Source organism: Flavobacterium maritimum (assembly GCF_040049085.1).
Classification (GTDB): Bacteria; Bacteroidota; Bacteroidia; order Flavobacteriales; family Flavobacteriaceae; genus Flavobacterium; species Flavobacterium maritimum.
In genome coordinates this window covers 100,453-126,128 of sequence record NZ_JBDLZY010000004.1, presented here as the reverse complement: position 1 = coordinate 126,128, position 25,676 = coordinate 100,453, and the positions used below count along the sequence as shown (strand labels likewise).

The 25,676-nt window shown below is 32.7% G+C and carries 22 protein-coding genes, 1 tRNA gene and 1 pseudogene; 14 read left to right on the top strand and 10 right to left on the bottom strand.

Annotation, left to right across the window (positions count from 1 at the left end; translation table 11 throughout):
- Positions 1–607: 607 nt before the first annotated feature.
- Positions 608–982, top strand: coding sequence for a hypothetical protein (locus tag ABEB23_RS09920; RefSeq protein WP_348812437.1), 375 nt, complete (start codon positions 608–610; stop codon positions 980–982).
- Here the strand turns inward: ABEB23_RS09920 and ABEB23_RS09915 are convergent.
- Together ABEB23_RS09915 and ABEB23_RS09910 are read right to left on the bottom strand one after the other, a co-directional pair.
- Positions 942–1,349, bottom strand: coding sequence for a response regulator (locus ABEB23_RS09915; protein ID WP_348812436.1), 408 nt, complete (start codon positions 1,347–1,349; stop codon positions 942–944). The genes ABEB23_RS09920 and ABEB23_RS09915 overlap by 41 nt on opposite strands.
- Positions 1,346–4,174 carry a PAS domain S-box protein gene (locus tag ABEB23_RS09910; protein ID WP_348812435.1) on the bottom strand — a complete coding sequence of 943 codons (2,829 nt, stop codon included), beginning with the start codon at positions 4,172–4,174 and terminating at the stop codon, positions 1,346–1,348. The genes ABEB23_RS09915 and ABEB23_RS09910 overlap by 4 nt, the downstream gene beginning before the upstream one ends.
- A gap of 297 nt (positions 4,175–4,471) precedes the next feature.
- On the opposite strand from ABEB23_RS09910, the pseudogene ABEB23_RS18335 reads away from it, so the two are divergent.
- Positions 4,472–5,111, top strand: a pseudogene (locus ABEB23_RS18335) (transposase).
- Positions 5,112–5,500: 389 nt separating this feature from the next.
- On the opposite strand, the gene ABEB23_RS09900 reads toward ABEB23_RS18335, so the two are convergent.
- Positions 5,501–5,758: a hypothetical protein gene (locus tag ABEB23_RS09900; protein WP_348812433.1), complete on the bottom strand. Its 258-nt coding sequence runs from the start codon at positions 5,756–5,758 to the stop codon at positions 5,501–5,503.
- Positions 5,759–5,862: 104 nt separating this feature from the next.
- Positions 5,863–6,264: a helix-turn-helix domain-containing protein gene (locus ABEB23_RS09895; protein ID WP_348812432.1), complete on the bottom strand. Its 402-nt coding sequence runs from the start codon at positions 6,262–6,264 to the stop codon at positions 5,863–5,865.
- 171 nt (positions 6,265–6,435) lie between these two features.
- Between ABEB23_RS09895 and ABEB23_RS09890 the strand changes: the two genes are divergently transcribed.
- The 4 genes from ABEB23_RS09890 (at position 6,436) to ABEB23_RS09875 (ending at position 9,542) form a co-directional block, all read left to right on the top strand.
- Positions 6,436–7,287, top strand: a complete 852-nt coding sequence (locus tag ABEB23_RS09890) for a hypothetical protein (RefSeq protein ID WP_348812431.1) — start codon at positions 6,436–6,438, stop codon at positions 7,285–7,287.
- A gap of 45 nt (positions 7,288–7,332) precedes the next feature.
- Positions 7,333–7,689, top strand: coding sequence for a hypothetical protein (locus ABEB23_RS09885; RefSeq protein ID WP_348812430.1), 357 nt, complete (start codon positions 7,333–7,335; stop codon positions 7,687–7,689).
- Positions 7,690–7,819: 130 nt separating this feature from the next.
- Positions 7,820–8,098 (top strand): hypothetical protein, encoded by a 279-nt coding sequence (locus tag ABEB23_RS09880; RefSeq protein WP_348812429.1) that lies wholly within the window; start codon positions 7,820–7,822, stop codon positions 8,096–8,098.
- A complete protein-coding gene (locus ABEB23_RS09875) occupies positions 7,986–9,542 on the top strand; it encodes a recombinase family protein (protein ID WP_348812746.1) in 1,557 nt (518 codons plus the stop codon). Before ABEB23_RS09880 ends, ABEB23_RS09875 begins: the two co-directional genes overlap by 113 nt.
- Here the strand turns inward: ABEB23_RS09875 and ABEB23_RS09870 are convergent.
- Positions 9,499–9,576 (bottom strand) — tRNA-Val (locus ABEB23_RS09870). The two genes, ABEB23_RS09875 and ABEB23_RS09870, sit on opposite strands and share 44 nt — an antisense overlap.
- Positions 9,577–9,761: 185 nt before the next feature.
- Here ABEB23_RS09870 and ABEB23_RS09865 point away from each other — a divergent pair.
- On the top strand, positions 9,762–11,546 hold the full coding sequence (locus ABEB23_RS09865) for an ABC transporter ATP-binding protein (RefSeq protein WP_348812428.1): 1,785 nt from the start codon (positions 9,762–9,764) through the stop codon (positions 11,544–11,546).
- Positions 11,547–11,633: 87 nt separating this feature from the next.
- Here ABEB23_RS09865 and ABEB23_RS09860 read toward each other — a convergent pair whose 3' ends face one another.
- Positions 11,634–12,803 (bottom strand): proline dehydrogenase family protein, encoded by a 1,170-nt coding sequence (locus ABEB23_RS09860; RefSeq protein WP_348812427.1) that lies wholly within the window; start codon positions 12,801–12,803, stop codon positions 11,634–11,636.
- Between the two features lie 92 nt (positions 12,804–12,895).
- Here ABEB23_RS09860 and aroB point away from each other — a divergent pair, with 92 nt between their 5' ends.
- The 6 genes from aroB to ABEB23_RS09830 all read left to right on the top strand — a co-directional run bounded on the left by aroB (position 12,896) and on the right by ABEB23_RS09830 (position 19,820).
- A complete protein-coding gene (aroB, locus tag ABEB23_RS09855; protein ID WP_348812426.1) occupies positions 12,896–13,963 on the top strand; it encodes a 3-dehydroquinate synthase in 1,068 nt (355 codons plus the stop codon).
- Positions 13,964–14,255: 292 nt separating this feature from the next.
- On the top strand, positions 14,256–15,656 hold the full coding sequence (locus ABEB23_RS09850; protein WP_348812425.1) for a type III PLP-dependent enzyme domain-containing protein: 1,401 nt from the start codon (positions 14,256–14,258) through the stop codon (positions 15,654–15,656).
- Between the two features lie 96 nt (positions 15,657–15,752).
- Complete coding sequence (locus ABEB23_RS09845; RefSeq protein ID WP_348812424.1) at positions 15,753–16,724, top strand: deoxyhypusine synthase family protein; 972 nt, start codon at positions 15,753–15,755, stop codon at positions 16,722–16,724.
- Positions 16,725–16,733: 9 nt separating this feature from the next.
- Positions 16,734–17,138, top strand: coding sequence for a DNA primase (locus ABEB23_RS09840; protein WP_348812423.1), 405 nt, complete (start codon positions 16,734–16,736; stop codon positions 17,136–17,138).
- Positions 17,139–17,220: 82 nt separating this feature from the next.
- Positions 17,221–19,326 carry a DNA helicase RecQ gene (recQ, locus tag ABEB23_RS09835; RefSeq protein ID WP_348812422.1) on the top strand — a complete coding sequence of 702 codons (2,106 nt, stop codon included), beginning with the start codon at positions 17,221–17,223 and terminating at the stop codon, positions 19,324–19,326.
- 17 nt (positions 19,327–19,343) lie between these two features.
- Positions 19,344–19,820: a DNA-deoxyinosine glycosylase gene (locus ABEB23_RS09830; RefSeq protein WP_348812421.1), complete on the top strand. Its 477-nt coding sequence runs from the start codon at positions 19,344–19,346 to the stop codon at positions 19,818–19,820.
- Position 19,821: 1 nt separating this feature from the next.
- On the opposite strand, the gene ABEB23_RS09825 is transcribed toward ABEB23_RS09830, so the two are convergent.
- From ABEB23_RS09825 to ABEB23_RS09810, 4 genes are all read right to left on the bottom strand, one after another.
- Positions 19,822–20,337, bottom strand: a complete 516-nt coding sequence (locus ABEB23_RS09825) for a DinB family protein (protein ID WP_348812420.1) — start codon at positions 20,335–20,337, stop codon at positions 19,822–19,824.
- A 117-nt stretch (positions 20,338–20,454) separates the two neighbouring features.
- Positions 20,455–23,040: a phosphoenolpyruvate carboxylase gene (locus ABEB23_RS09820; protein ID WP_348812419.1), complete on the bottom strand. Its 2,586-nt coding sequence runs from the start codon at positions 23,038–23,040 to the stop codon at positions 20,455–20,457.
- Positions 23,041–23,135: 95 nt separating this feature from the next.
- Positions 23,136–23,615, bottom strand: a complete 480-nt coding sequence (locus tag ABEB23_RS09815; RefSeq protein ID WP_072943262.1) for an Lrp/AsnC family transcriptional regulator — start codon at positions 23,613–23,615, stop codon at positions 23,136–23,138.
- A gap of 78 nt (positions 23,616–23,693) precedes the next feature.
- Positions 23,694–24,848, bottom strand: coding sequence for a M14 family metallopeptidase (locus ABEB23_RS09810; RefSeq protein ID WP_348812418.1), 1,155 nt, complete (start codon positions 24,846–24,848; stop codon positions 23,694–23,696).
- Between the two features lie 311 nt (positions 24,849–25,159).
- On the opposite strand from ABEB23_RS09810, the gene ABEB23_RS09805 reads away from it, so the two are divergent.
- The gene (locus ABEB23_RS09805; RefSeq protein WP_348812417.1) at positions 25,160–25,669 is read left to right on the top strand and encodes a helix-turn-helix domain-containing protein; all 510 of its coding nucleotides are present in this window, start codon (positions 25,160–25,162) and stop codon (positions 25,667–25,669) included.
- The last annotated feature ends 7 nt before the right edge of the window (positions 25,670–25,676 follow it).

The following is a 25,676-nucleotide window of genomic DNA, read 5'->3' as shown; positions in this document are numbered from 1 at the left end:
ATTAACCTTTTTAGCAATTTGGGTAATGTCGTTTCCAATAGAATTAACTGGTTGGTAACCGTAATTGTTTCTACAATAAAATTACCTAAAGATTGATTTCGATAAGTGGTTGCTATCGGTTTATTGAATAATTTTTTTTCGAATATGATTACTTAATTTTCGGCAGGTGCTAGCTCTAAATTTGCTTTCGATTTTTACATATTCTTCAGGTGTAAATCTTAATCCAAAAATGCGTGTTCTGTTTGAATTTTCTCTTTTTATCATCTTTCATTTTCATTGTTTTCAAACTCTCTTTTTCCAGTGTCACTGCCCACGAGTTCCGAGTGAAAGGGCAGCAGGATATCGGTTGTGATACAACCGGACATCTTGCCGATTACAGGAACGTGGCAATCTTGGAGATTTTTAAAAAGTCAATCTTGGTTTGTATTTGAAAAAATTGACTGATTTTTTTAGGATAGCAAAAGAGTAATTTTATGAAAAGAAGTGGTAGAAACCGCTACAGCATAAAATCACTTTCCAATAAAAAAGGAAAAAAGAAAGCATAAATGGATTAGAACTTCAATACGACAGTAAATCGGGAAGTAAATATTATTATACTAAAGTGGGGATGTATCGCTTGTCGAATCATTGGGGACGATTGGCCAACAGCAAATGGAGTTTAGAACCATTAGAACCTGAAACAGATTCTAAAATAAAATTAGGTTTTGCACCTTGGATCAATTTTTATCCAGATAATGCTCTGGATGAATTATATTATTTAGAAGCCAATTATCTAAAGGAAACGGTCAATTTTCAACATAAAAAGAATCCAAATTATGATAATAAAGCCATTCTTAGAACCAGTTTTGAAACTACAAAAAGAATCAAGCAAGTCCGAAATTTATTTAATCTGACTTCGTGGGCGAAGTATTTTGATTACGATGATTTACAAAAGTTACATTCTAATCATTCGAAGCAACCAATACTAAGTCATTTATGGTGACAGGTTTAGATAAATAACCCAATATGTCTGTATAGGTTTTCGATTTGTTTTTATCCTCAGCAGCAATAGAAGAACTTACGATATATACGGTGATTGGTTTGTTGAATTTAGATTTTATTGCCCCCATTTTTTCCATGAATTCCCAGCCATCCATAATTGGCATATTGATATCCAACAGGATTATATCCGGAAGTATTTCAGTAGTATCCAGTTTGTTATGTACTGTGTCGTGCAATGCGTCTATAGCTTCTTTCCCGTTTTTGAAAGTAGTAACGACTGAAAACATTTCAGATCTTTGAATGATTTTATTAATGATAATTTGATAAATAGGATCATCATCGATTACCCAGATTGCTTTTTTTGTCATTGAATATAGATTTTGAATGTTGTTCCTATATTGGGTTTGCTTTCCACGGTTATATTACCGCCCATGGCATCAATTTGATTTTTTGTAATAAATAACCCAATTCCTTTTGCATCAGAATTATTAGAGAATGTTTTGTACATCCCGAAAATTTTATCCGCGTTTTTAACAAGATCAATGCCAATACCATTGTCGGAAATCTGAAGTACTTTTGTGTCTTTTTCCTCTATCCATTTAATGTTTATAATTGGTTTTCGTTCCGGATGACTATATTTAATGGAGTTAGAAATAATATTGTAAAGGATGCTCTCCAGATAGGCTGGATTGTAGTTTATCATAACATCCTCTGGCATGATAGTAGAAATGGAGACATCTTTTGAGGTTATTTGCTCAGAAAGCACTTTTTGAGCGGTATCTAAATATTGCTGTAAGTTCAATGATTCAGATATTAAATCTATATTAGCCCTTATATTTATGACCTCGTTTAAATGAACCATTGTTTCATTTAAGGAATTAGAAGCAGATTTTAACAATTGTATCATTTCATCTTTCTCTTCTTCTGATTCAGAAGATTCTATCAAAGACATAATAGAGGCAATGTTGCTGGTATGTGATCTTAAGTTATGAGAAACAATATAAGAAAAATTCAGTAGTCTTTTGTTTTGTTCGGTCACTAAATTGAAAGAGTCATTTAAATCTTTCTCTGCTTCTTTTGTTTTTGTAATATCAATCATTATCCCTCTCAAACTAAATGCCTGATTATTTTCGAAAACTACATTTACAATATCTCTTAGCCAAATAACAACTCCGTTCTTTGCAATCATCCGATACTCAAAATCATGATTTAAATTTTCTTTAGTTTTTAAAGCACAATAGTTCATGGTCCATTCCTTATCTTCAGGATGAATATGGTCAGCCCAAAAGGTTTCACTCGCTAACCATTCCTCGGAAGTATATCCTAATATTTTTTCTACTTTTTGACTTATAAAATTAAATGCAAAGGTTTTAGCATCACACTCCCAAACTATTCCATCGATGCTATTAATTAGGGATTCAACTTTTTGTTGTGATTTAAGAATTAAATTTTCCGATGATTTACGGTCTGTAATGTCTTCAGTAGAGACAATAATTCTTTCCAATGTTTTTTCATAACCTCGAATGACATTCCACCTTAAATTTACATCTCGGTATTCACCAAAAGAATTTTTTATTTTAGAATCGGTAATCAATTGTTTTTCGCCTTGAGTAATCGCAATGAGCTGTTTTATAAAATCATCAATAGAATCTTTAGAAATGATTTGATCAAGTCCTGCGATTAATTCTTTTTTGGATTTGACCTCATGAAGCTTTAAACATGCATTGTTGATATCAATTACTTTAACTAAGGAAATACATTCGCTTACAACCTCAGGATGCTCATTTAAATAAAGTAAAACCTCATTTGAATCTTTATGGATAAGGTTTAATTCTTCGAGATAGTTTTTCACTTTCGAAAAATCTTCTTCCCACAAAGGTATTGGAGAATCTTCAAAGAGACTTTTAAATCGTATTTCACTTTTTTTGATTATTTCATCGGTTTCTTTTTGTAAAGTAATATCTTCAACAATAATGATATTGGTACTTGGTCTTGCACTTGTTTCCAAAAGTGGAGTAACAGTCAAGTTTGCCCAAACAATTTTCCCTGATTTAGTGAGGTATTGTTTTATTCCGGAATTTTCCGGAATAATTTTTTCATCCTTTTTTTTCCTGTTCGATACATCATTAGAATTGGGTACCTGTTGAAAATTTTGTTCCCTTATTTCCTTTGGTGTATATTCTAACATATTGCAATATTGCTGATTAATTTCAATATAATTACCGGAAATGGCATCAACAAGTGCTATTCCTACAGAGGCTTGATCGAAAATGGTTTTAAATTTTATTTCACTATTCAAGAGTTTTGTTGCTTGAGTATTTACTAAAAACTGTAATTCTTCCGGTATTTTTAATAAAGTGTATATCAAAATACCAAAAAGAGCGGCTAATATAAATCCAATAATTCCCGGAATTAGAATCTGGACATAAAGATAATTCGAATGCTTAGATATGAGGTATAATTTCCAATCACCATCCGGAATAATTGTAGAAATATTGTATTTTTTAGAAAAATCAGTTTTATTTGGTAAGTAAAAAATTTCCTTTTTGGTAGTTGTATTTTTCTTTGAAAATTGAAAATAATATTTTGAATCATCAACAGTATTTATTCCTGAAGATTTCAATAAATTATCTAATTTAATTATAACTGCTGAAAATCCCCAAAATTTATTGTTTCGAAAAACAGGAAACCTTCCTACAATTCCCATTCCGCTTTGTTTTAATTTAAGTGGACCGGCAAAATACATCTTTTGAGAGGAAATCGATTTTAAGGCTTCTTCTTTAAGATTACGAGAAGTTAAAATATTTAGATTTATAGCCCCTTCGTTTCCTTTTATTGGATAAATGTACTTTATCACTCCATTAGGGACCAATTGGACAGCATTAATATTGGTATTTGATTCCATTAGTTTTTTGCCTACATCATCAAAATTTTCTGGAACGCCCAAGTCATTAATAGTCAATGCTAATGTTAATGTGGTCGTATAACAGTTTTTTAGTGATTTCTCTATGTTTTGGCTAACAATGTGAAGTGTATTATTCATTTCTCGTTGCTCATCTTCTTTTATAAGTTGATATTGCTGAGAAACGATAAATCCAACAACATAGCTCAGGAATATGAAAGTGATAAAACCCGTTGTTTTTGGCCTGTCTAAGAACCACCTTATGAATTTAGGGTATTTTTTATTATCCATTTGTGCTATTTGGAAGAATTCTGAATGCTCTATTTTTTTGTAAATAAATATATATAAAAATAGTATAACGACACAATGTTTTATAGTTATGGTTAAGTTATTAATTTTTAGTGTATTAAAATGGTTAATCCTATTTGATTGCAACATCAACATGTATATAAAAACTGCTATTTGTAAAAAAAGTGGGTTAGCTTGTATAAATATATCTTTATAATTAATTCAAGTTGCTAGTTGGAGTAAAATAAAAACAAAGCAAAGGTTAAGTAAATTTGTTTTGCTAACCAATAAACCTTACCAATGCTTTGTAAAGACAAAATTATATCAATTTTTTGTTTAATAGATGATATTTTACAAGGAATTAATCACGTAGAAGATGTAAGACGACAAGTTAGTGATAGCGAAAGCTTTTATGGCAATCATTGCTCGGCTATAAAATTTATGAAGCAATATGGATTCATCCCCAATATGCTTGATAAGAGCAGATTCAACAGACGTTTGCACAAAGTTGGTAAACTTTTATAGATATTTGAGATAGTAAGTTCCTATTTTTAAAGATTTTTGTTGTGAGATGCATTATATCATCGATTCTTTTCCTGTTGCAGTTTGCAATTATGAGGATTGCAAATTGCAAAATTGTTGCAGATAAGAAATGGAGAGGTTACACTGCCAGTATGCAAAGTTATTTTTATGGTGTTAAAGCACAGTTATTGAAAACAAAAGATGGAATTCCGATAGCTTTTCATTTTACACCCGGAAAAACTGGTGATGCAAAAGCATTAGGGAAAATGATTGATAAATTACCTGTAGAAGCATCACTTTATGGTGATAGTGCTTATACAGATTATGGGCTGGAAGACATTGCACTAGAGAGGAAGGCTTTCTAATAAAACTAACGCTATTTGTCTTTGGGATACAATTAAATAAAGCTATTAACTAGCAACTTGAATTAATTAATACTTTCCAAAAGAAAAGGAAAAAAAGAAAGCAGATTTGAAATTGGACATCGGCAAACGGAGTGCTATAAGTCCCGAAGGGTGACATGACGAGGAACAAGGATTGTCATTATGCGCACATAGTTGCCGATATCCAATACCTTGGCTGGATTTTACTCCTTTGGATGGAGTTACTTTAAACTTATAAAAAGCTTAAAATAATTAATTTTTAATGTCTTTTGAAAGTGTACGCTTCTCAAAATCCAATAAAAAAATAATAGAGAAAAGAAGCGTACTTTTTCAAACAATATACTTTTAACATCCACAAAATTCTGACTCCTTTCAGAAAGATTTTTGTGGATATCTTAGGGGGATATTGGCAATCAAAAACTATTTAATTCTTTGTGCTAACTAGAGTAATAGTATCTGTAAGATTATGATTTGAAATATAATCTAGTATGAAATCTTCTGCCTCTTTTTTGTGGGCTGGTGAAGAAGAAAATGAGTTAAGATAAAAGTCTTCATTTTCATCGGCGATGTGAATGATTTCAGTATATCCCTTAGTAATTAATGCACCTTTTAATTTCAATACTTTAACTTCATTGCTGTTACCAATTTCCTTTTTCACACGGAGTTTAATAATTTTATCCATCTTGTTGGTTTCTTATTAATATTGAACAATAAAACAAAAATACTCTAAACAAAAAAGAGACCCTGTTGAGTCTCTTTTTGGAATTAATTTGTCATCTATAAAGGCTATTTCCCTTTTAGTAATTTTTCCAAATACTCAACCTTATCTTTTTCAGCCTGAACTAATCGTTCGTACAATTCTACTACTTTATCAAGTGGATTAAAAGTACATTGATGATTGTGACCAAATGCACCTTGACTATTGCTGAAATCAGTATCATTAAAGGTATTGAAATAGTTAATCATTGCTTCTTCCGAGAAATTTTTAATTGCTTCAACACTTACTCCTAGAGCTTTTGCAACTTCTGTTAATTTTTCTTCTTCAATTGTCTCACTTGCTTCGATATTAGAAACAGACTGTTGGCTTACACCAATTGCAGTAGCCAATGCCTCTTGTTTCATACCTCTAAGCTCTCTGATTCGGCTAATATTTCTGCCAATATGTTTTGGTTTTGTTGCTGTGTTCATAGTTCAAAGATATTTAAAATTCTTGAAGTTTTTCTGTTTTGGTAAAAAACAAGTATGACTTTGTACGATACAATTTCGAATAGTTCGGTACGGTACAATCTATTGCTTACTTGCTGTGTATTAAACAAAAATACAATTTTTCGGACATGTAACAATTAAAAAATCAAAATTATGAAAGCAATTGACAACACAGGATTACAAATACTTAGCAATATTATTATTGAAAGTATTAGCACTAGCGGGATTTATTGTTTTGGAGAAAAAAAACAAATTCAGGCAGTTCAAAACCCATTCCAAGAATCTGCTTCCAAACAAGTAGAACACACGCATTTTTATCTATTGGTTTTTACCAATGAAAATAACACTAATGCTGTAAATGACATTAGTGATATTATAAAAACCAAAACGGAAGGTCGTTACACGGCAACTTTGTTATTGCATAAAGCCACATCTGTACGCTATCAGACACCTCATAAATTATATTTTTTTTATGAGGTTTTAACTAAATGTCAAATAGTTTATGAACATGTTAATGTTCCTCCAAATCTTGCCTTTGATCAAATCCCAAGACGTAAGGTAGATTGTATCCACTCACATTGGAATAACCGAAATAAAATTGCTCAAACTTTTTTGGAAAGCGAAAATCAAATCGATGGTTTTGATACTGAATTTATTCAGGAATCTATGTTGCATATGGCTGTTGAACAAATTTGTCTAGGACTTATCAATGTATTTTTAGGATATCGTCCTAATCATTTTGCATTAGCTTATCTTTTTGATATATGTGAAATATTCACTTCACTAACCTCTGAAATATTTCCCAGAAAAACAGAGGAAGATAAGAAGCTATTTGATTTATTGAAGGTGCATCCAAGTTCCCTGCGTTGGGCTAATCTGAAAACTTCAAGTTTTTTAAATACAGAACTTCTAGAGAAAAGATGTAACCTCTTTTATGAAAGAGCTTGCGAACTTGCAGAAGCTGAATTGGGGCGCATTAAAGTATTAAGTAATGACGAACCATAAAAGATGGAGGATGTAGAGAGAAAATTAAACCAATACTTAAAGATTATGGAAACAGATGAAATTAAAAACCTAGAGACTATTAAAAGATTAACTTCCAGCTGTCTCAATACTTTGAAACCAACCCAGGATAAACACGGGATTCACAATGCTGAAATTAGAGTATATGATTATTACGAACTTGCCTCCGTTATTAGGAACCTACTGAAATTATGTATTGTTGCTCTGGATCATGATGGAGCCGAAGTTCCTATTACAATAAAAAACCAGTCAATTGATGTGGGGCTTATTCTGGGGATCGCCTTGCAATTATTTCCAATTGATGAATTTGAACTGTTAAATGAAATCAGTTTATTATTTCCTGTAAGTTCTAGAAATGAAGATGAAAATGTTCTCAAAAAATAACAATTCAAAGCCATCATAGCTATATTTTGCCTATGATCAAATCAAAAATGAGATCTATCTTTATAGCGATGAGTGATTGTAGAACAAGAAAGACCAGTGATGGTCTTTTTTTAATGAAGTGAGATGTCAAATGGAGAACGATGAAAGAAATGAAAGAGGAAGGCTTACGGCTGAACAGGCTTTAAAAATGTTTAAAGAAGAAAATTTAGACCTGACACTTGACCAAGCAAGGATAATCTTGGAATTTATGCGCAAACTAGCGAGTATAACAGTATCTAATTTTTTAAAACAGCAAAATGAAACAGATAGCAGACCTTTACGTGAGAGTGAGTACAGACGAGCAAGCAGACAAAGGGTACTCACAAAGAAACCAAGAAGAAGTACTAAGAAAATATTGCCAGATAAATAATATTGTAATACGTGATATTATATATGAAGACCATTCTGCCAAAACATTTGTTAGACCTAGATGGAAGTTGTTATTGGTAAATTTAAAAAGGTTTAAAAATAAAACAGATTTACTTTTATTTACCAAATGGGATCGTTTTAGTAGAAATGCGGGAGACGCATATCAAATGATTAATACCTTGAGAAAACTTGGAGTTGAACCACAGGCAATAGAACAGCCTTTGGATTTATCTGTTCCTGAAAATAAAATGATGCTCGCTTTTTATCTGGCTGTTCCTGAAGTAGAAAATGACAGAAGAGCATTAAATGTTTTTCATGGCATGCGCAGAGCCAAGAAAGAAGGAAGATATATGAGCCAGGCACCCATAGGATACGTCAACAGATCTAAAGACGACGGTAGTAAATACATTGCCGTAAAAGAGCCAGAGGCATCTATAATGCGGTGGGCGTTTAATGAGATTGCAAAAGGTATATTCAGCACTGAAGATATTCATCGATTGGCAAGAAAAAAAGGAATAAAAACAGGAAAGCACAGCTTTTGGCTTGCAGTTAGAAATCCTTTGTACTGTGGGAAAATAAAAGTTCCTCGGTATAAGGATGAGGAGAGCTATTTTGCCAATGGACAGCATGAAGCAATTATCAGCGAGGAATTGTTTTATAAAGTTCAAGATGTAGTGGACGGAAGAAAGAAGGTAATTCGTCCTAAAGTTGAAACTATTTTAGAACTTCCTTTAAGAGGTTTTTTAATATGTCCCGTTTGTGGAAAAGTGCTGTCTGGAAGTAAATCAAAAGGGCGTAATAAATATTATGCCTATTACCATTGTTTTAAAGGCTGCACCCATCGTTCGAATGCAGATGATGTAAATAAAATGTTTATAAAAGAACTTTTAAAATATGCTCCAAAACGAGAATATAAAAAAGTATATAGTATCATAATTCTAGAAGCTTATAAAGAACAAACAAGGGAAAGACAAAATGAAAAGGCTCAACTATTAAATCAAATAAAGGATTATGAAGGTAGATTGAGCAAGGCTCGAGATTTACTAATGACGAACCAAATTGATTCAGCAGATTACAGGGATATAAAATCTGATTATGGAGAAACATTATCAAAACTTCAAGCAAGATATTCAGGTTTAAATACTGATCAAGATGATATTGAAAAATTACTTAATCAGGGAATTGAAAATTTGTTTAGGATTCATTCTATCTATGATAATTCTGAATTTGTAGCTTGTAGGGATTTGATAGGTTCAATATATCCTGAGAATCTGATATTTGACGGAATAGGATTTCGAACCACAAGAATCAATGAAGCAGTACAGTTAATGTATCTGATTAACAAGCAATTAGACTCAAATAAAAAAGAGACAAATCAGAATATTTCTAACTTGTCTCTTATGGTGGGCGATGAGGGGTTCGAACCCCCGACCCCCTCGGTGTAAACGAGGTGCTCTGAACCAGCTGAGCTAATCGCCCTATTGCGTGTGCAAATATACACCTAGAAATCGTATTTACAAGTGATTTTATAAAAAATAAGTAAAAAAAAATAGCTCAAATTTCTTAACCACTCTTTTACAGCACCTTAATACTACCATCAAACCGTATTATTTTTTTGTAATGTTATGTGTATAGTGTTACATTTGGGAGATAAATAATATAAGATGGCAAGATTCAAAGAAAACGATTTACCAAAATCAAAAATTACTGCAAGTTCCCTTAATAAAGCAAAGATTATCTTTAAATATGCAGGCAAAAACAGTTGGAAATTTTACGTAGGTCTCGTTTTTTTACTTCTCACAAGTGTAACAGCTTTGGCTTTTCCAAAATTCATGGGAATGCTCGTAGACTGTGTAAACAAAAAAGACAGTGCCCTTGCTAATCAAATTGCTTTGGGGCTCGGGTTGGTTTTAGTGTTACAATCGGTTTTTTCTTTTTTCAGACTATCACTTTTTGTGAATTTCACTGAAAACACCTTGGCCAATGTTCGTTTGGCGCTCTACACTAATTTAGTAAAATTACCGATGTCCTTTTTTTCGCAAAAACGTGTGGGCGAATTAAACAGCAGAATCAGCAATGATATTTCGCAAATTCAAGATACTTTAACGACTACAATTGCTGAATTTTTACGTCAATTTATATTGATTATCGGAAGTTTTATAATGTTGGCCAGTATCAATATTAAGTTGACCGTTATGATGGTTTCTGTAGTGCCGCTGGTTGGCGTTGCTGCGGTTGTTTTTGGTCGATTTATCAGAAAATATTCTAAGAAAGTTCAAGATCAGGTAGCCGAAAGTCAGGTCGTTGTTGAAGAAACCATGCAAGGCATCAGTATTGTAAAAGCTTTTGCAAACGAATGGTACGAGATCAACCGCTATAGAGAAAAAATCAAAGAAGTGGTGAAAGTAGCCATCAAAGGAGGACAACTCAGAGGTTATTTCGCTTCATTTATAATCATTTGTTTATTCGGAACCATAGTAGCAGTTGTTTGGTACGGTGTTCAGTTGAGTATTGCTGGCGAAATAACGGTTGGAGAATTATTTACTTTTATACTGTACTCCAGTTATGTAGGAGCTTCTTCCGGCGGAATTGCAGAATTGTATGCACAAGTTCAGAAAGCTATTGGAGCAACCGAAAGAGTTTTCGAGTTATTAGAAGAAGAACCTGAAAAAATTAACACTAATCAAAGTCCTGCTCTTGAAAAAATAAAAGGAAATGTTACTTTCAAAAATGTTGCTTTTCAATATCCGTCCAGAGAAGAAATTCAAGTACTGAAAGAAGTTAGTTTCTCTGCTGATTTTGGTCAAAAAATTGCTCTTGTTGGCCCGAGTGGAGCAGGAAAGTCAACTATAGCTTCATTATTATTGCGTTTCTATTCTATCAATAGCGGAGAGATATTGATTGACGGGAAGAATATTTATGATTATGACTTGGAAAATCTTCGTGGCAACATGAGTATTGTCCCGCAAGATGTCATCTTATTTGGCGGAACCATCAGAGAAAATATTGCTTATGGAAAACCTGATGCAACCGAAGAAGAAATTCTTTTGGCTTCGAAACAGGCTAATGCTTATAATTTTATTGAAAGTTTTCCTGAAAAATTTGAAACCATTGTGGGAGAAAGAGGTATTAAATTGTCTGGAGGACAAAGACAACGTATCGCCATAGCCAGAGCGCTTCTCAAAAATCCAAGTATTCTAATTTTGGATGAAGCAACCTCTTCATTAGATAGTGAAAGCGAAAAATTAGTTCAGGAAGCATTAGAAATTTTGATGCACGGCAGAACCAGTATTATCATTGCACACCGCCTTTCTACTATTCGTACTGCCGATCAAATTTTGGTACTTGATAACGGTATAATTGTAGAACAAGGGACCCACAAAGAATTAATTGGATTAGAAGATGGTATCTATAAAAATTTAAGTAATTTACAGTTTAGCCATTTTTAAACGCCATAAACACCAACAAAAAACTCCATTCGGTTAATGAATGGAGTTTTTTTATGGATTATTATCTTTCTTCTGAAAACGAATAAATTACTTTCCTTTTCTTCTGTTTCTTTCTGCTTTAATCATCGACAATTCACGACTGGTTTGTCCGGCAACGGATGTATTCTCTTCCGCACGACGAATTAAGTACGGCATAACGTCTTTTACGGGACCAAAAGGCAAGTATTTGGCAACATTATAACCATGTGCAGCCAAATTATAGCTGATATTATCACTCATTCCATATAATTGACCAAACCAGATTCTGTCATCATTATTTTTGATTCCTCTTTCAAGCATCAGCTTCATTAAGGTATATGAACTTTCTTCATTATGTGTTCCTGCAAAAATCGACATCATATCTAAATTTTCAATCATGTAAAGTACTGCAGCATCATAATTTTTATCTGTTGCCTCTTTTGATTCACAAATAGGTGTTGGATATCCCTTTTCTATGGCGCGTTCATTTTCTTTCTCCATATAGGCACCACGAACCAATTTCATTCCTATAAAGAATCCTTCTTTTATCGCTTCCTGGTGTAATCTTTTCAAGTAAACCAATCGATCCCAACGATACATTTGCAAGGTATTGAAAACGATCGCTTTTTCTTTATTGTATTTACGCATCATGTCGGTAACCAACTCATCGGCTGCTTCTTGCATCCAACTTTCTTCAGCATCAATAAGTAATGCTACATTTTTCTTATGAGCTTCGCCACAAACAAAATCAAAACGAGCCACTACTCTATCCCATTCCGCTTTTTCTTCAGGAGTCAAGGTTTGCTTTTCTCCAATTTTTTCATACAAATCAAGACGTCCTAAACCTGTTGGTTTAAAAACTGCAAATGGGATTGCTTGACGTTCTTTGGCAAATTCTATTGTTTTCAGAGTCATTTCAAGAGCGGCATCAAACTGCTCTTCTTCCTCTTTTCCTTCTACGGAATAATCCAATACTGATGAAACGCCTTTGGTATACATTTTATCGACAACACTAAGACAGTCATTTTCATTTACTCCTCCGCAAAAATGGTCAAAAACAGTAGCGCGAATTAAACCTTCAACCGGAAGGTTCGCTTTTATTGCAAAATTAGTTACTGCGGTTCCTATTCGCACTAATGGCTGATTATCAATCATTTTGAAAAGAAAATAAGCTCTATCGAGTTCGGTATCGCTTTTTAATGCAAACGCAACTTGTGTATTATTGAATATTTTTTCCATTTTTTGTGATATTTTTGTACAAATATAGAGAGAGTTTTGGAGATTATTTAGCAAAAATTACCTTATTTTGCGCATAAAATTAATCCAAAGAAATGCAAACTATTCAAGCCAATAATTACCCAATATATTTCAACGAAAAAGGATATGAAGCGCTAAACCTTCATTTAAAAGAAAACAAATATTCTAATCTTTTTATTATTGTTGACAGTAGTACCAATGAATTTTGTTTACCTAAATTTCTTCCTTATTTAGAGACGGAACTTGCAATAGAAATTATCGAATTTGAAGCGGGTGAAGAAAACAAAAACATTGATACTTGCGTAGAAATCTGGAAGGTATTGACAGAACTTGGTGGTGACAGAAAAAGTCTTGTGATTAATTTGGGTGGTGGTGTTGTCACCGATTTAGGTGGTTTTGTAGCATCTACTTTCAAAAGAGGAGTTGATTTTATTCACATCCCTACCACTTTACTTTCTATGGTTGATGCATCTGTAGGTGGTAAAAATGGTGTTGACTTAGGGAATTTAAAAAACCAGATTGGTGTAATCAATGTTCCTCAGATGGTGCTCATTGACACGCAATATTTGGATACACTCTCACAAAGAGAAATGCGTTCCGGACTTGCCGAAATGCTTAAACACGGATTAATATACGACAAAGTGTATTGGGAAAAATTTCTAGATTTAAAGGCTATCGATTTTGCCGATTTTGATGAATTGATTTATCGTTCAGTAGAGATTAAAAATGAGATTGTCAAACAAGATCCGACCGAAAAAAATATCAGAAAAGCTTTGAACTTTGGCCATACATTGGGTCATGCTATTGAGAGTTATTTTTTAGAAAATGAAAATAAGACTACGCTATTGCACGGAGAAGCAATTGCAGTTGGAATGATTTTAGAAAGCTATATTTCTTTAAAGAAAAATTTAATCAATAAAGAAGAATATGACCAAATCAAATCAACCATAAAATCTATTTATGATGATGTTGTATTTGAGGAAAATGATATCCAACCGATAATGGAATTACTTATTCACGATAAAAAAAATGAGTTTGGAACTATCCAGTTTGCTTTGATAAATGGCATCGGAGACATAAAAATAAATCAATTAGTTGATAATGAATTGATTCTTGAAGCCTTCAAAGATTATCAATCTTAAATCTTTTTTAATAAAAAAGGATTGCATCACTTACATATTATTTTTTACATTTGCCTCAATGAAAAAAAATCAAAAACAAAAAAGTTACAACTTCGATAAAGGCCTTAGCAATACCTCTTTTTTTAGAGTATTGAAACGCTTTTATTCGATAAAAGGTAGCTTTAGTTTTGATATCTTTCAATATTTGAAAGCAGATAACGAAAAGCTTCAAATTATTTACGCAAATATTAGGGTTTGAATTTCAGTTTGTTTTATTTTTACGATACATTTACTATAAAATACTGAAAACTAAATGAATACAAAATATTTCGATTTAATAAATCAAACCTATTATTTTCCGCAAGAAGAATTCACTTTAAACAAAGACAATCTTCAGTTTCACAATATCGATTTGATGAAGCTGGTGGAAAAATATGGTACGCCATTAAAATTCACTTATCTACCTCAAATTTCCAACAATATTAACAAAGCCAAAAGCTGGTTTCGTAAATCAATGGAAAAAAATAAGTACGAGGCAAAATACTATTATTGCTATTGTACAAAAAGCTCTCATTTTGAATACATTATGAATGAGGCTTTTAAAAACAATATTCATATTGAGACTTCATCAGCCTTTGATATCAATATTGTTGAAAATCTTTTGGAAAATGGTAAAATCAACAAAAGCACTTATGTAATCTGTAATGGTTTTAAAAGAGATCAATACATTGACAACATTGCCCGCTTGATTAACAACGGTCATAAAAATACCATTCCAATCATTGACAATTATGAAGAATTGGACTTACTTCAAGGTCAAATAAAAAGTAAATTCAAAATCGGAATTCGTATTGCTGCAGAAGAAGAACCAAAATTTGAGTTCTATACTTCCCGTTTAGGAATTGGATACAAAAACATAGTTCCTTTTTATAAAAAAGAAATTAAGGAGAATAAAAAACTGGAACTGAAAATGTTGCACTTTTTTATCAATACCGGAATCAACGACAATGCCTATTACTGGAACGAATTAGTAAAATGTATCAAAGTATATGTGGCACTAAAAAAAGAGTGTCCAACTCTTGACGGACTGAATATTGGTGGTGGTTTCCCTATCAAAAATTCATTGACTTTTGAATACGATTACCAATATATGATTGATGAAATTATCAATCAGATAAAGATTGCCTGTGACGAAGCAGAAGTAGACGTTCCAAATATATTTACCGAATTTGGGTCTTTTACAGTTGGAGAGAGCGGCGGAGCCATTTATCAGATTTTGTATCAAAAACAACAAAACGACAGAGAAAAATGGAATATGATTGATTCTTCTTTCATTACCACTTTACCAGACACATGGGCTATTAACAAGCGTTTTATCATGCTGGCAGTAAACCGTTGGAACGATACTTACGAGCGGGTATTACTGGGAGGAATGACTTGTGATAGTGATGATTATTACAATTCTGAACAAAACATGAACGCCATTTATTTGCCAAAATACAATAAAGAGAAGCCTTTATATATTGGTTTTTTCAATACTGGCGCCTATCAGGAAACTATCGGTGGATACGGTGGATTGCATCACTGTCTGATTCCACAGCCGAGACACATTCTAATCGACAGAGATGAAAATGGGATTTTGGCAACCGAAGTTTTCTCGGAACAACAAACTTCTGATGATGTTCTAAAAATATTAGGTTACGACAAAAAATAATTATTAAATACACAAATAGTCAATTTAAAAATTCGTTAAATTTGAGACCCTTAATCTTTGAATTTTTTCGATTTTTAAATCTTTAAATTAAAAAAAATGAGTAAAGGACCAATAAGTCAGTTTATTGAAAAGCATTATTTGCATTTTAATTCTGCATCTTTAGTTGACGCCGCAAAGGCATACGAACAGCAATTAGCCAACGGAGCTAAAATGATGGTCAGCATGGCTGGTGCAATGAGTACCGCGGAAATTGGAAAAATTTTTGCAGAAATAATCCGTCAGGATAAAGTTCAAATCATTTCTTGTACAGGTGCAAACTTAGAGGAAGATATCATGAATTTGGTAGCACATTCTCATTATGAAAGAGTACCTAACTATCGTGATTTGACTCCTCAAGATGAATGGGATTTATTGGAAAGAGGATTAAACAGAGTTACAGATACTTGTATCCCAGAGCATGAAGCATTCCGTCGTTTACAAAAACATATTTATAAAATATGGAAAGATGCTGATGACAAAGGAGAAAGATATTTCCCACATGAGTTCATGTACAAAATGTTACTTTCCGGAGTTCTTGAAGAATATTATGAAATTGATTTAAAAGACAGCTGGATGTATGCTGCGGCTGAGAAAAATTTACCTATTATTGTACCGGGATGGGAAGACAGTACAATGGGGAATATTTTCGCATCGTATGTTATAAAAGGTGACTTAAAAGCATCTACAATGAAATCCGGTATCGAATACATGGTCTTCCTTTCTGACTGGTATCCAAAAAACAGTACTAACGGTGTTGGGTTCTTTCAAATTGGTGGAGGAATAGCTGGTGATTTCCCAATATGTGTTGTACCAATGTTATACCAAGATATGGAAATGCATGACATTCCTTTCTGGAGCTATTTCTGTCAGATTTCAGATTCAACAACCAGTTATGGTTCTTATTCTGGAGCGGTACCGAATGAAAAAATAACTTGGGGTAAATTGGACATAAACACTCCAAAGTTTATTATTGAGTCGGATGCTACGATTGTAGCACCTTTAATTTTTGCTTATTTATTAGATTTATAGAATAACTTTATGAAAAGAGTAATTGTTGATTACGCAAAACTTACGAATGAAATTTTAAACCTTTTGGTAGAAAAATTTCCTGATGGTTATGATGATTCGGACATTATCCGTTTTAGAAATGCTAAAAACGAATTGATTGAAGCTGTTGAAGTACGAACAGAAGACACTATTTATTTAGTGAAAGTAAGTACCAAATTGGCTGACAGAATCGAAAACTTTGATGACGATGATGAAATAATAGATGAAGTTGTAGCTCCTATTAAAGGTCTTGATTTAGATGATGATGATATTGATGACGATGATGACGACGATGACAATATAGACAAACCGGATTCTGATGGTGATGATGACGATGATGATAATGACGACAAGGATATAGCTGATGACGACGATGATGAAGATGATGAAGACTAATCATATTTATCGATAAAATTAAAAAGGAACTCCGAAACGAGTTCCTTTTTTTATAAATTTAGACCTCCAAATATACGCCAAAATGACAACGCAAATTTTACTCGCCAAACTCAAGGAAAATTTCGGGTTTGAAAAATTCAGACCCAATCAGGAAGACATCATAAATTGTATTCTTTCAGGTCAGGATACCTTGGCCATTATGCCCACCGGAGGAGGAAAATCAATTTGTTTTCAACTACCTGCTTTGGTTTTCCCAGGAATCACAATTGTAATTTCTCCACTTATCGCTTTGATGAAAGATCAGGTGGATAGCCTCAAAGCCAATGGAATCAATGCCTGTTTTATAAACAGCAGTCAAACGGAAGCCGAACAGCAATTTTATATTGAAAGCCTGAAGTCAAACCAAATAAAATTGGTTTATGTCGCTCCAGAAAGTTTGTCTTATCTGGAAAATGCATTTAGTGAAATAACCGTAAGTCTTATTGCTATTGATGAAGCTCATTGCATTTCGGCATGGGGTCATGATTTCCGCCCTGCATATACTAATTTGGGCTATTTAAAAAACCGCTTCCCTTCTACTCCAATTCTAGCTTTGACCGCAACTGCCGACAAAGCAACGCGTAAAGACATCAGCCAACAATTGAATTTAAAAAACCCGAAAACTTTTGTTGCTTCTTTTGATAGAAAAAATCTGAGTTTAGAAGTTCGTCCCGCTTTGGATAGAGTCAAACAAATTACAGATTTCATCAAAGAAAAACCAAATGAATCCGGAATTGTATATTGCTTAAGTAGAAAAACTACAGAAGAGCTTGCCGAAAAATTACAAAAAATTGGTATCAATGCCAAAGCATATCACGCAGGTTTAGATTCAAAAATCCGTTCTAAAACTCAGGACGAATTCATCAATGATGACTGTCAGGTAGTTTGCGCCACAATTGCTTTTGGAATGGGAATCGATAAATCGAATGTCCGTTGGGTGATTCATTATAATTTGCCCAAAAACATCGAAGGCTATTATCAGGAAATTGGACGTGCCGGTCGCGATGGATTACCTTCCGAAACTATTTTATTTGAAAGTTACGGTGATCTCATTCAATTGCAAAAATTTGCATCGGAAGGATTAAATGCCGAAGTGCAATTAGCCAAACTCGAAAGAATGAAACAATATGCCGATGCCCTTAGTTGTCGTCGAAAAATATTGCTTTCTTATTTTGGGGAATTAGTTACCGAAAATTGTGGAAATTGCGACATTTGCAAAAACCCACCTGCCTTTTTTGAGGGAACCATCATAGCGCAAAAAGCATTATCGGCTATTATTCGCTTGCAGGAAAATGAACCATTGCCAGTTATTGTTGATTTTTTACGGGGATCAAAAAATGCTTATATTTTTGAAAAAGAATACCAAAACCTAAAAACTTATGGCGTCGGTCAAGATATTTCTTGGTATGATTGGAATCAATATATCATCCAGCTTATTAATTTAGGCTATTGCGAAATTGCTTTTCACCAACAAAATAAAATTCGATTGACAGCTTTTGCAAAAAAAGTTTTGTATGAAGACGAAAAAGTACAATTGACAACAGTTCAGAAAATCACCATCGAAAAGTCTGAAATCCAAGAAAAGAAAAACAAAACTGTAGCCAACTCTCTTTTTGAAACACTGAGAAAACTCCGTTACGAAATTGCCCAAGAAGAAGACGTTCCCGCTTATGTGATTTTTAGTGATGCGACTTTGCGCCAAATGGAAACAAACAGACCTATGAGCGATGAAGAATTAATTGCCATCGATGGTGTCGGAAAAGCGAAACTCGAAAAATATGGAGATGCTTTTATAAAAGCTATTATTGATTTTCAAAAAAGCAAGCCTCTTAAAAAAAAGAAAGAAGCTACTACTTATAAAGAAACTTTAGAATTATATACCAAAGGATTATCCGTAGAGGAAATTTCAATAAAACGAAAATTAGGCCTCGGCACGATTATGTCACATTTGGCAAAATTGTATACTGATGGAGCATCTATAGATTTAAGTCCGTTTGTCTCCGAAGAAGAAGTGGCACAGATTGCGGATGCACAAATAAAACTAGAATCGCCAAATGCATTAAAACCATACTTTGATTATTTTGAAGAAAAAATGGCTTATGAAAAAATTCGGTTGGCCTTGGCTATATTAGAAAAAGAAAAAGTATAACCTGATATTGATTACAGATGATCAGCTCGTTTCCTCCTTTTGTAAATTCAGATACCGAAATTTTGATTTTGGGAACTATGCCCGGAGCAATATCTCTTGCCCAACAGGAATACTATGCCAACAAGAGAAACCATTTTTGGCCGATAATTTATACACTATTTGATAATTTACCTGTCTCTGAAATTTTTGAAGAAAAAATACAGTTTCTTCATTCGAATAAAATTGGGTTATGGGATGTTTTAGAAAATTGCGAAAGAAAAGGAAGTTTAGATATTCATATCAAAAATCAAAAGGAAAATGATTTTGAATCATTATTCAAGGAATTTCCGTCAATAACTAAAATCGTTTTTAACGGAAAAGAAAGTCATAGATACTTTCTGAAAAAGTTCGGACAAATAGAAGGCATTACGTATTATGTAATGCCTTCGACCAGTCCCGCTAATACGATGTCTTTTGAAAACAAATTGAAAATCTGGTCAGCTTGTTTCCAATAGTCTACAGATATCTTTCTTTAAAAACATTTTGATGATGCTTTTGATGACCAATAAGAATAAATCCTATCGCACGAACTGAAATTTCATTATTCGATGCTATTCCAATTCTTTCTAATTGTTCCCATGAAAAACTTTTAAAAAGAAATAAGGTAGAATGTCTTACCGCTGACAATTCCGCTAGTAAATCCTGAATACTTCTGGCATTAGCATTAGTATTTGCCACATAATCATTCTCCTCAAAACCAGGCAACGGTGTTTTATCATTTCTTGAAATCCGTAAAGCTCGGTACGTAAATATTCTTTCAGTATCAATTATATGTTGAATAATATCTTTGATTGTCCATTTTCCTTCGGCATACCGATAATCAAATTTATCCATAGGAATGTTTTGTACAAAACGAATAAAATCGTGAAGACAAATTTCCAATTCTTCAATCATATCAACATTTCCGACAGCCTGAATATAAATCGCATTGAATTTTGAATATTCATTTATAGGTAATTGATCTGTTTTCATTTTTATGAGTTTAGGTGTTTTTATATAAACTTTAAAAGTAAAAAAAATTGGAAGAAAAACATCCAATTTTCATTACATGTTATCTTCCAACTTTTTAAAATCTCAATACGAACTTACTTAAGCCGAATTTCTACTGGCATTTGTATTTCCGAAAAGTGATCGGGTAACAATCTTTTCGTAGACTTTTATTAAACTCTCATCTGGGTTCTCTTCTTTATTCAATTCATTAATTTTAGTTAAAGCATATTGTTGTATTGTCAACAATGGCAATACGATACGCTCTCTTACTTGAATAGAAGCTATACCATCAGGATAGTTCTCCATTAATTCATTATGACCAGCAATTTTCAACAACAATCGCTTGGTTTCTAAAAATTCGTCATAAATAATTTGCCAAAAATCCCCAAATTCAGGATCTTTTCTCATGTAGGCTGTCAATGGAAAAAATGATTTAGCCAAAGACATCATACTATTTTCCAATAAGGTTTTAACAAATAAAGAGTTATTATATAAATCCTGAACTTTATCCCATTGGTCTGTATCTTCAAAATGTTTTAATGCAGAACCTACTCCAAAAAACCCTGGTACATTTTGTTTTAATTGACTCCAAGATCCAACAAACGGAATTGCTCTTAAATCAGCAAAATCTAACTGTTCTGATTTACTTCTTTTAGAAGGACGGCTACCAATATTTGTTTTAGCATAATACTTCAACGTACTCATTTGTTCCAAATAAGGAATAAATTTTGGATGATTCTTGAAACTCAAATACTTATCGTATCCAAGATCCGCTAATTGATCTAAAATTTCTTTCTCATCAGCGCTCAATTTATTTTGTCCTTTGTTAAAAACCTGATTAGTAACTCCGGCACTCAATAAATTCTCTAAATTATAACGACAGGAATCTAAAGTTCCGAAATTCGAGCTAATTGTCTGACCTTGAATAGTAATCTGAATCTCATTATTTTCAATGTTTGGTCCCAATGAAGCATAGAATTTATGTGTTTTTCCACCTCCGCGAGCCGGCGGTCCTCCACGACCATCAAAGAAAATGGCTTTAATGCCATATTTTCTTGAAATTTCTGTCAATTCTTCTTTTGCTTTATAGATACTCCAGTTGGCCATCAAATAACCACCATCTTTTGTACCATCAGAAAAACCAAGCATGATCGTTTGCTTCATATTTCTATTAACCAAATGATTCGCATACACTGGATTAGTATACAATTTCTCCATAATAGCATGAGCATTTTGCAAGTCATCTACTGATTCAAAAAGCGGAATAATATCAACAGATGGATTTTCCCAATCACTCAATCGGAAAAGAGCAAAAGTCTCCATTACATTAAGCGCGCTTTCATTATTACTGATGATATAACGGTTAGCACCAAACTCTCCATTCTTTTCCTGTATTGATCTAATAGCCTGAATAGACTCAATTGTAGATCTGGTCATTTCGTTATCAAAGACATTTGAATCCAGATTTCCATTTGCTTTATTCAACACCTCAAACTTTTCAGCTTCGGTTAATTCAAAATAATTCTTAGGAAAAACATCTGAATTTGAATTCAAATAGTATTGGACAACATCATTAAAAACAGCATCATGTATTTTACTGTTTTGACGGATATCTAAAGTAGCAAAATGAAATCCAAATAAATTCACTTTGATAAGTAAAGCTTCCAATTCATCCAAATACAAAGACTGATGTTGCTCGATAATAATTGATCTTATCTTGTTTAATTGTGTTTTAAATTCGTCTAAAGTGATATAAATTTCCCCTTTAGAATAAAAAACAGAACGATAAAGTTTTTGTTCCAGTTCCAATACCAAAACATCTACACCTGAAAACGTTAACTTACGCTTTAAACTTCTAATTTCAATGTAATAACACTTCAATATTGAGGTTCTCAAACGCTCTGCGACTTTCAGTGTAATCTCTGTAGTAACGAACGGATTTCCGTCTCTATCTCCTCCTGGCCAAAAACCAAGTTTGATTAATTGATTACTAATGGAATTCCCGTCAAATACATTCTTTTCTAGATAATGCACCATCTCTCCGGCAGTTTCATAAAACACATTTTCTAGATACCAGATCAAACTTACCGCCTCGTCAAAAGGATTTGGTTTTTCGTTTTGAATAAAAGGTGTTTTTCCTAATTGTGCTAACAATCGCTTGATATCCAGTAAATTATTTTTACGGATAGCATCAGTCAAATCATGGATGATCCCAAGTACTGCGCCTGGGTAAAACTGCGTTGGGTGAGCCGTTAGAACCGTTCTTACATTGAAATTTTCTAAAAAATCAATTAACTCTTCTTTATTGTTCTTTACGTCTGATTTTTCCTTGATATCTCGAAGAGAACCTCTACCTTCCATATTGTTAACTACCGGAAAAGCAGCGTCTTCAATAGCATCAAACAATACAATTTGTCGTTCTATATATTGAATAAAACGGAACATTAAGTCAATTTTATCCTCTTCTAAATCTGAATGTAAATATTTTTGAGCAAAATAATCGACAATTTCACCCGGTGTCTCCTGTTTTTTGAATCCAGTTTCGCAAATATCTGTAAATAAAGGCAGTAAAACCCCTGTATTATCAATGGAATCAAAAGGCAATGTGATAAACACACTGTTATAAATATAATATTTAGAAAGAACGTCTTGGTTAAAACGTTCAATTTTAGGGAGCGTGTACATAATTCTGTTATAGTTGGTTAATTTAGTTAATCTCTCATAAAAAAACCCCAAGAATTAACTTGAGGTTATATTTTTATATAGCGTTCAAGATAATATTACATATTTTTAAATATAGTATGCATCAATCGCTTCTTATCATTTATGCTTTCTTCAAGCGAAATCATAGTTTCTGTTCTGTAAACACCATCGATATCGTCAATCATGAAGATTACATCCTTTGCATGCTTAGTATCTTTTGCTCTGATTTTGCAAAAAATATTGAATTTACCTGTAGTAACAGAAGCAACTGTTACAAATGGAATTTCATTAATTCGTTCCAAAACAAATTTAGTTTGAGACGTATTATTAAGAAAAACACCAACATAAGCGATAAACGAATAGCCCAATTTATCATAATCAAGCACTAATGAAGAACCCATAATAATACCGGCATCTTCCATTTTTTTTACTCTGACATGAACCGTTCCTGCGGAAATTAATAATTTTTTTGCAATATCCGTGAAAGGAACTCTTGTGTTGTCTATCAACATATCTAAAATCTGGTGATCTACTTCATCTAAACGAAATTTACTCATAATTCTCCAATTAGTATTATTAATTATTTATAACAAAGTGTAAAAATATACATAAAAATCAATAAATCGATATTAAAATTAAATTTTTATCAATCCGTTAACAAAATTTATGTTATTATCTAAGTAAAAATTAGCTTTTTGGCCTAATTTCGGAAAATTATCATGGTCATCTCTATAGGAAGCGCCTTTAGCGTCATATTCAAAATGACCGAAATGATTTTCTAAATCTCCAATTTGTGTAATGTAAGCATTAAAACAAATTTGACCGTCAACCAATTCTTCTTTGTATTGAGCTGCAAAATTGGTGATTATTTCGATACCATCATAATTTATCTTGACATTTTTATACATAAAATCATAAAAAACGACTTTATTTTGTGAAATATTCAAATATTTATTAATTCCATTGCTAACTATATCGTTTTCGCTAAGTAGAGTAAAACTCGACAACAAGGCCATGAAAACATATTTTCGAGTTTCCTCCCTCTGATAATCATTTGGAAAATGCCCTGCTTCAAACAATAAAGTAGGCGCTCCCAGATACTGGAATGTATCTCCAATGCAATTTATATTGAAAGAATCATCAAAACGCCCAATTTGATTTGGTATATATTGTTGTAAAACTTCATTTATCCCCGCAATTAGGTTAATCGCCTTCAATCGGGACTCATTAATCTCCCTTTCTTCATTATAAGCAGGTGCTAAAAAGGACAAAGTTGCTGGTTTTCCAGAATCTCCTACCCCAAAAATAGTTCGCTGATCATGTAGATTATAACAATAATGAGGTTTAAACGACTCAAAAGTTTCTCGTAACAGTTTGCTTTCAGGCTGCGTCAAATCCTGTGAATCGCGATTTAAATCCACTTTATTGGCATTCTCACGCGTATATAACGTAGCTCCATCAGGATTTAACATCGGAATACAGCAAAAAGTAAACGTATCCAGTAATTTATCCGCAAGCTCAGAACCGCTATTTAAGAGATTTATAAAGTCAAAAAGAGCTTTAGTGGTAGTGCTTTCGTTTCCGTGCATTTGTGACCAAAGAAAAATTCTTGTTTCACCTTTACCGATTTGATAGAGATAAATTGGTTTTTCAAGTACTGACTTTCCAATAATTCTCACCTGATTATCGGTGTTTAATTTTTGTAATATAGGTTCAATATCTTTCACAGTGATATAACGACCTTGAATGGATTGCTCCTTAAATTGACCGAATAATTCTTCTAAATTCATACTATTAATTTTGATTTACAAAAGTAAACATCTTTATATTTACAATTGTAAACAGGTTTTTTGATGCATTTTTTAATACTGTAAACAGTCTTTTATTTGAAAAAAGTCTTTTATCTAGTGTTTTAGTTAACATTTGTCACCTATTTACATTTATGTATTTAGATGTTTATTTATCAGTGTTTTATGTATTTCTATATTCACCGATACTTTCAATTAAATCTCACTAATTTTCCCATTTACATTTGTAATTTTGGTGCTTTGAAATATTTTAATTACATTTGTAAACCGACTTATTTCAAACATAATTTACAATGGTAAACATAGAAGATTTTATAAAAAGACTGGAACTTATACTCGATTATTATGGTCTGAACGCCTCTTCTTTTGCAGACAAAATTGGGGTGCAACGCTCTAGTTTGTCTCACCTCCTTTCTGGGAGAAATAAACCAAGTCTGGATTTTATTTTGAAAATTTCGGAGGTTTTCCCGGAAGTAGATTTGTATTGGATTTTAATTGGCAAAGGTTCTTTTCCAAAAAGCACTGAAAAAATTATTGAAAGAGTTGAGAAAAAGGAAACCGTTTTTGAGGAATTATTACAACCCAATATTCCTAGCCCACTTCCTCCCAAAGAAGAAATGATTCCTGAAAATTTATTTTCAGAAATACAAAATACACCGATTCGAACTTCGGTGGAAATACCAAAACAAGAAATTCAAAAACAGGAATTTCAAAATATAGAAAACCACTCCACTTCAAGCGAAGTAGAAAAAATTGTCTTCTTTTATAAAAATGGAACTTTTAGGGTTTTTAATCCTAGTTAGAAATTAT